Raw genomic sequence first — 7,303 nt, forward strand, 5'->3', positions numbered from 1 at the left:
CTGCGAGCCATCGGGCGACCAGGCCGGCGCGCTGTTGGTGCCCTTGAAGTCGGCCAGCACGCGGCGGCCGCCGGTCTGCACGTCCTGGACGCGCACCGTGGCCTTGCGGCTCTCGAAGGTCACGTAAGCGAGCTCTCGGCCATTGGGTGCCCAGGCTGGCGAGATGATGGGATCGGGGCTGGTCAATGCGACCTTGGCGCCCTCGCCGTCTGCGTCGGCAACGACCAGGCTGTAGCGCGGGCCGGCCTTGGTCACATAGGCCATGCGGGTGGCGAACACGCCGCGCTCGCCGGTGAGCTTCTGGTAGATGGTGTCGGCGATGCGATGCGCGGCAAGGCGGGCATCATCGGGATGCACGGCATGCGCTTCGCCGAGGAGCTCGGTGCGGTTGACGACGTCCCAGAGCTTGAAGCGGATATCCAGCCGTCCGTCGGCCAGGCGGGTGATCGAACCCGCCGCAAGCGCATCGGCCTGGCGGGCCTTCCAGTCGGGCCAGGCCGGGCTGCTCGTCTCGTTCAGCCCGGCGGGTGCATCGACGCTGCGAAACAGGCCGCTGCGTTCCAGGTCGGCGCGCACGATGGCGGCGATCGGCTGGGCCGAGGCCTTGGCGTCATCACGGAAATCGACGATAGCCACCGGGATGCGCGTGCCGCCCGTGCCGGCGATGTCGATGCGCACCTGGGCCAGGGCCGAGGCGGCAGGAAAGGCCGCAAGCGCGGCAAGGCTGAGACGGCGAGAGATCATGCAGTGGACTTTGCAGTGCGGTCCGGAATTCTGCCGCAGTGCCGCGCCACTTCAGAGTAGGACGATGTCGTAATGTTCCGTCTGGTTGGTCGGCTCGGCGGTCAGCGAGATGGGCTTGCCGATGAAGTCCGACAGGCCAGCCAGGTGGGCGCTCTCTTCGTCGAGCATCATCTCGACGACGTTGGCGGCGGCCACGACGCGGAACTCGCGGGGGGAGAACTGGCGTGCCTCGCGCAGGATCTCGCGCAGGATGTCGTAGCAGACCGAACGCGCCGTCTTGACCTGGCCGCGGCCCTCGCAGGTCGGGCAGGGTTCGCAGAGCATGCGCGCCAGCGACTCGCGCGTGCGCTTTCGCGTCATCTCGACCAGGCCCAGCTGCGTGAAGCCGCCGACGGTCACCTTGGTGCGGTCCCGGCCCAGCTGTTTGCGGAACTCGGCCAGCACCGCCGTTCGGTGCTCCTCGCGCGTCATGTCGATGAAGTCGACGATGATGATGCCACCCAGGTTGCGCAGCCTCAGCTGGCGGGCGATGGAGCCCGCCGCTTCGAGGTTGGTCTTGAAGATGGTGTCGTCGAAGTTCTTGGCACCGACGAAACCGCCGGTGTTGACGTCGATGGTCGTCATCGCCTCGGTCTGGTCGAACACCAGCGAGCCGCCGGACTTCAGCTCCACCTTGCGCGCCAGCGCGCGGGCGATCTCGGCGTCGACATTGCACAGGTCGAAGATGGGCCGTTCACCGCGGTAATGCTCCAGCTTGGCCGTGGCGGCCGGCATGAAGGTCTCGCCGAAGCCGCGCAACACGTCGTACTGCATCTTGGAGTCGATGCGGATGGAGCCCGTGCGTTCGCTCGTCAGATCGCGCAGCACGCGCTCGACGAGGCTCAAGTCCTGGTGCAACAGGCTGGCCGGCGGCGTTGTCAGCGCACCCGCGCGGATCTGCTGCCAGGTCTTGCGCAGATAGGCGATGTCGGCACCGAGCTCCTCGTCGCTGGCGTCCTCTGCGTTCGTGCGCAGGATGAAGCCGCCGCCACCGCCCTGCTCCTTTGTCCCCACCAGTGCGACCATGCGCGCGCGCAAGGCCTCGCGCGCCTCGGGCGAGCCGATCTTCTGGCTGACGCCGATGTGCTCGTCCTGCGGCAGATAGACCAGCATGCGGCCGGCGATGCTGATCTGGCTGGACAGCCGTGCGCCCTTGGTGCCGATGGGGTCCTTGATGACCTGCACCGTCAGCGGTTGGCCTTCGAAGATGAGGCGCTCGATGGGCGTGGGAGGCACCTCGACGCCATGGCCGTTCTGGTGCCGGCCATGTCCGAACTGCGAGGCACTGTGCAGGTCGGCAACGTGCAGAAAGGCGGCGCGCTCCAGGCCGATGTCGATGAAGGCGCTCTGCATGCCAGGCAGCACGCGCACCACCTTGCCGAGGTAGACGTTGCCCACCAGCCCCCGCTCCAACGTGCGCTCGATGTGCAGCTCCTGCACCGCGCCGTTCTCGACCACGGCCACCCGCGTCTCCTGCGGTGACCAGTTGATCAGGATGTCTTCCATCTCTTGCCTTTGAATGCTGATGCGTGCCGCCGGTGGAGGCGGCACGCATCAAAACTCAGGTCAGAACTCAAAGCCGAATTTGTCCAACAGCTGCGCCGTCTCAAAGAGGGGCAACCCCATGATGCCCGAGTAGCTACCGGCAATCTTCACGATCCAGGCGGCTGCCTGGCTCTGGRTGGCATAGGCGCCAGCTTTGCCGAACGGCTCGCGGCTGGCGACGTAGCGGTCGATCTGCGCGGCCGACAGCGGCGCGAATTCCACGTGAGAGACATTCAGCGCCGCCGCGCGATGCGCCGCATCGGCCACGGCGACGGCCGTGATGACTCGGTGCGTGCGGCCTGACATCAGCGCCAGCATGCGCGCCGCATCGACGTCGTCCGCGGGCTTGCCGAGGATGAGTCCGTCGATGGCCACCGTGGTGTCCGCGCACAGGATGGGCGCCGGTAGCAGGCCGCGCGCGGTGAGGCGCACCAGCGCCGCATCCAGCTTGGCCGCGGTGACGCGGGCGCAATAGGTCTCGGGCACCTCGCCGGGTTGCACCGCCTCCAGCGCTTCAGCATCTTCGTCGGCGCCGGGCAGCAGCAACTCATGCCTGACGCCGAGTTGCTCCAGCAGCTGACGGCGGCGCGGGCTTTGCGAGGCGAGGTAGATGGAGCGGGGACCGGCGCCGGGCCGTCCCAAGCCGGTCGCGCCCCCATGGGGGGCCGACGACGAAGTCGTCTTGGGGGTCATATTCATTCGCGGTGATACGGGTGGCCGGTCGTCACGGTCCAGGCGCGGTACAGGCCTTCGGCCAGCAGCACGCGGGCAAAGGCGTGGGGCAGAGTCAGGTCGGACAGCCGCAAGGTCTCGTCGGCCGTGGCCTTGAGATCGGGATGCAGGCCGTCGGGCCCGCCGATGATGAGGGCAGCATCGCGGCCCTCACCCATCCACAGCTTCAGCCGCTCAGCCAACTGCACCGAGGTGCGGCGCTCGCCACGCTCGTCCAGGATGATGCGGCGCACGCCCTTTGGCAAAGCTGCCTCGATGCGTGCGGCCTCGGCCGCCATCAACTGCTCCGCCGTCTTGCTGCCTCGCGTCTCGGCCTTGACAGCTTTCAACTCCAGCTTGAGCTCGGGCGGAAAGCGCTTGGCGAAGTCCTCGTAGGCGGTGTCGGCCCAGGCCGGCTGGCGCTGGCCCACGGCGACGAGGAAAAGGCGCATCAGCCCTTTTTCGGCGCCGCGCGGCCGGCAGGCTTGGCAGGCGCGCGGGGTGCAGCCTTGGCGGCTGGCTTGGCCGCAGGCGCGACCCGCTTGGCCGTAGCCGCCTTGCCGACGCCCTGGCCAGCGCCGACCTTCACGGTCTTGACGGGTGCTGCCGTCTTCACGCCCACGCTGCGGGTCACGCCCTTCTTGGGCGCCTGGGTGCCCGCTGCGGCCTTCTTGGCAACCGCCTTCTTGGCGGCCGCCGACGGCACCGCCTTGTTGGCACCCGCCTTGGCTGCAGGTTTCGCGGCGGGTTTGGGCGCAGCCCTGGTCGTGATGGGCTTGGACGCCGTCGCCTTGCGCGCCGTCTTGACCGGTGCGGCAGCGGGCTCCTCGGAGGCCTTGACCAGCCTGGTCTCGGTGCTACCGAGCTTGAGCTTGACGGGCTTGTCGCCCCAGATCTCTTCGAGGTGGTAGTAGTCGCGGATGGCGGGCTGCATCACGTGGACGACGGCGGCGCCGCAGTCGACGATGATCCATTCGCCGTTGTCCTCGCCCTCGGTGCGCATGACCTGCATGCCGCGCCCCTTGACCGTTTCACGCACGCTGGACGCGAGGGCCTTGGTCTGCCGGTTGCTCGTGCCCGAGGCGATGATGACGCGCTCGAACAGCGGCGACAGATGCTCGGTGTTGAACACAACGATGTTCTGGGCCTTGACGTCTTCGAGACCATCGACGATGGCTCGTTGCAGCTTGCGAATGTCCATTCAGTGCTTCTTCTCGTAGAGGCGGTGCGAGGCAATATAGCTCGCCACCTCGGCGCCCACCATGGGGCTGATGTCCTCGCCGCGCGCGACGGCGTCGCGCACGGCGGTGGACGAAAGGGGAATTTCGGGCAGGGCCAGCACCTGCAGGCGGTGTGCCGGCAGGCCCGGAGGGGTCACGACGGCCTCGCTGGCACGCGGCACGACGACCAGTGTGGCCAGCGTGGTGATGGTCTCGACCTGGTACCAGCTCGGCAGCCGGGCGTACTGATCCTGGCCGATCAGGAACATCAACTCCGTGCCAGCGTTCTGGCTGGCGAACTCACGCAGGGTATCGGCCGTGAAGCTGGGGCCGCGGCGGTGCAGTTCGCGCTCATCGAGCACGAAGCGCGGCTCTCCGGCGATGAGGCGCTTGATCATCCCTGCACGGTGCACGGCGGCGGCCATGATCTGGTCGGGCTTCTGCCACTGCCGGCCGGCGGGCAGCCAGACCATGCGGTCCGGCGCCAGCGCGTCCAGCGCAAAGCGGGCGAAGGCCAGGTGGCCGAGATGGGGCGGGTCAAAACTGCCGCCGAAGATTGCCAGTTTCACAGCCACAGTGCGGTGGGTGTTTCGCCGGCCCAATCGCGTGGGCGCAGGAAGTCGCTGTACAGCTTCGCCTCGGGCGTGCCCGGCTCGGGCGCCCAGTCGTAGCGCCACTTCACTTGTGGGGGCATGGACATGAGGATGGATTCGGTGCGGCCGCCCGACTGTAGGCCGAACAGGGTGCCGCGGTCCCAGACGAGATTGAACTCGACATAGCGGCCACGGCGATAGGCCTGGAAGTCGCGCTCACGTTCGCCATAGGCATACCCCTGGCGGCGCTCGACGATGGGCAGATAGGCAGCCAGGAAGGCATCGCCGACGGAACGCATCAGCGCAAAGCCCGTGTCGAAGCCACCTTCGGCGAAATCGTCGAAGAAGATGCCGCCGATGCCGCGCGGCTCCTGGCGGTGCTTCAGGAAGAAGTAGTCGTCGCACCAGGCCTTGAACTTCGGGTAGAGCTCGGTGCCATGCGGTTGCAGCGCGTCGCGGCAGACGCGATGGAAATGCTGCGCGTCGCGCTCGTAGCCGTAGTAGGGTGTCAGGTCCATGCCGCCGCCGAACCAGGTCACGGCAGGCAGCCCAGGCGGCAAGGCGATGAAGGCACGCACATTCATGTGCACCGTCGGCACGAAGGGGTTGTGCGGGTGCAGCACCAGCGACACGCCCAAGGCCTCGAAGGGCGCTCCGGCGAGTTCGGGGCGATGCTGCGTCGCTGACGGCGGCAGCACGCGGCCCTTCACATGCGAGAAGTTGACGCCACCGCGCTCGAAGACCGGGCCGCCCTCGATGAGCCGCGACAGGCCGTCGCCTTCGAGCCGGCCACCGGGCTCGCGTGTCCAGCCGTCGGACGCGAAGGCATTGCCGTCGACCCCTTCCAGCGCCGTGACGATGCGCTGTTGCAACTCGAGCAGATAGTCGCGGACGGCTTGGGTGTTCATGTGCGCGGGCCGGTGTTCGATGAGCGAGGCTGAATCGGACTGGCCAGTTCGGGGCGCTTGCCGACGCGCGTGCCGAAATAGGCGGCAAAGAGCGCGAAGTCGGCCTGCACATCGCCGGTCAGCATGACGAAGCGCGTCACCGAGACGACGCGCTGCTCGAAATCGAAATAGCACAGCCCCACCGGCACGCCGGCCTGCACGGCCACCTGGTAAGCGCCGGTGCGCCAGCCGCTCTTCAGCGAACGCGTGCCCTCGGGCGCGGCGGCCAGCCAGAAGCGCTCGCCACGCGCCGCGGCGGCCTGCATCTGGCGCACCGTGTCGGCGACGATGCCATGCGAGCTGCTGCGATCCACGCCGACACCGCCGATCCAGCGCATCCAGTGGCTGAGCAAGGGCGCCTTGRACAGGCTGTCCTTGCCCCAGAAGCGAAGCTGGATGCCGACGGCCCACTTGGCCAGCAGGCCGATGACGAAGTCCCAGTTGGAGGTGTGCGGATAGACCAGGATGACACCCTGCTCCGCCGGCACACCGGGTGCATCCACCGTCCAGCCGAACAGCCCCAGCAGCCAGCGCGCCAGGGCGCTGGACGGGCCATGCGGGCGCAGGGGCCCGGTCAGGACAATGGGCTGAATGGGGAAAGTCGGGTTCAACGCTTGATGGCCCGATGGCCGATGTCGCTGCGGTACTGGCGGCCTGCGAACTGGATGCCCGTGGCCAGCTCATAGGCGCTCTGCGCGGCGGTGCGCACGGATTCACCCAGGGCCGTCACGCAAAGCACGCGGCCACCGCTGGTGACAAGCTGTCCATCGACCATCGCCGTGCCGGCATGGAAAACCATGGCCTCGTCGTCGTCCTCAGGCAGGCCGCTGATGGCGTCGCCCTTGCGCGGGTTGAGCGGGTAGCCCTCGGCCGCCAGCACGACGCCGAGCGCCACGCGACGGTCCCACTGCAGCTCGACCTCGTCCAACGTGCCATCGGTCGCGTGCATCATCAGCTCGAAGAGATCGCTCTTGAGCCGCATCATGATGGGCTGGGTCTCGGGGTCGCCCATGCGCGTGTTGAACTCGACCGTGCGCGGCTGGCCGTGCTCGTCGATCATCAGGCCGGCATACAGGAAGCCAGTGAACGGATGGCCGTCACGCGCCATGCCGGTGATGGTCGGCTGGATGATCTCGTGCATGACCTTGGCATGCACATTCGGCGTCACGACCGGCGCAGGCGAGTAGGCGCCCATGCCGCCGGTGTTGGGGCCGGCGTCGCCGTCCAGCAGGCGCTTGTGGTCCTGGCTGGTGGCCAGCGACACGACATGCTTGCCGTCGCAGACGACGATGAAGCTGGCCTCCTCGCCTTCGAGGAAGTCCTCGATGACGACGCGCGCACCGCCGGCGTTGTGCGTCACGCCGAGCTTGTTGTCTTCCAGGATCCACGAGATCGCCTCATGGGCCTCGGCCAGCGTCATTGCGACGACGACGCCCTTGCCTGCTGCCAGGCCGTCGGCCTTGATGACGATGGGCGCGCCGCGGTTGCCTACATAGGCGTGAGC

At 67.9% G+C, this 7,303-nt stretch carries 8 protein-coding genes and 1 pseudogene; all 9 read right to left on the reverse strand.

All coding sequences use genetic code 11. The features are described 5' to 3' along the window. Positions 1 to 744 (reverse strand): annotated as a pseudogene (locus ACXJKR_RS19275) (Tol-Pal system beta propeller repeat protein TolB); the annotation flags it as partial. A gap of 51 nt (positions 745 to 795) precedes the next feature. Then, entirely contained in the window at positions 796 to 2,289 is a 1,494-nt protein-coding gene (gene rng / locus ACXJKR_RS19280) for a ribonuclease G (RefSeq protein ID WP_056198977.1), read from the reverse strand. 60 nt (positions 2,290 to 2,349) lie between these two features. Continuing rightward, complete coding sequence (locus tag ACXJKR_RS19285) at positions 2,350 to 3,027, reverse strand: Maf family protein (protein WP_457324186.1); 678 nt, start codon at positions 3,025 to 3,027, stop codon at positions 2,350 to 2,352. Then, positions 3,024 to 3,491 carry a 23S rRNA (pseudouridine(1915)-N(3))-methyltransferase RlmH gene (gene rlmH, locus ACXJKR_RS19290; RefSeq protein ID WP_056198982.1) on the reverse strand — a complete coding sequence of 156 codons (468 nt, stop codon included), beginning with the start codon at positions 3,489 to 3,491 and terminating at the stop codon, positions 3,024 to 3,026. Before rlmH ends, ACXJKR_RS19285 begins: the two co-directional genes overlap by 4 nt. Beyond that, the gene (rsfS, locus tag ACXJKR_RS19295) at positions 3,491 to 4,240 is read right to left on the reverse strand and encodes a ribosome silencing factor (protein WP_056198984.1); all 750 of its coding nucleotides are present in this window, start codon (positions 4,238 to 4,240) and stop codon (positions 3,491 to 3,493) included. The genes rlmH and rsfS overlap by 1 nt, the downstream gene beginning before the upstream one ends. Beyond that, positions 4,241 to 4,828 (reverse strand): nicotinate-nucleotide adenylyltransferase, encoded by a 588-nt coding sequence (nadD, locus tag ACXJKR_RS19300; RefSeq protein WP_457324187.1) that lies wholly within the window; start codon positions 4,826 to 4,828, stop codon positions 4,241 to 4,243. Next, entirely contained in the window at positions 4,825 to 5,760 is a 936-nt protein-coding gene (gene hemF / locus ACXJKR_RS19305; RefSeq protein ID WP_056198991.1) for an oxygen-dependent coproporphyrinogen oxidase, read from the reverse strand. The genes nadD and hemF overlap by 4 nt, the downstream gene beginning before the upstream one ends. Then, positions 5,757 to 6,410, reverse strand: a complete 654-nt coding sequence (locus tag ACXJKR_RS19310; RefSeq protein WP_457324188.1) for a 1-acyl-sn-glycerol-3-phosphate acyltransferase — start codon at positions 6,408 to 6,410, stop codon at positions 5,757 to 5,759. The genes hemF and ACXJKR_RS19310 overlap by 4 nt, the downstream gene beginning before the upstream one ends. Beyond that, the coding region (gene purD / locus ACXJKR_RS19315) for a phosphoribosylamine--glycine ligase (RefSeq protein ID WP_457324189.1) at positions 6,407 to 7,303 on the reverse strand (897 nt) is incomplete at its 5' end. The genes ACXJKR_RS19310 and purD, both read right to left, overlap by 4 nt.

Source organism: Roseateles sp. P5_E11, assembly GCF_054049355.1.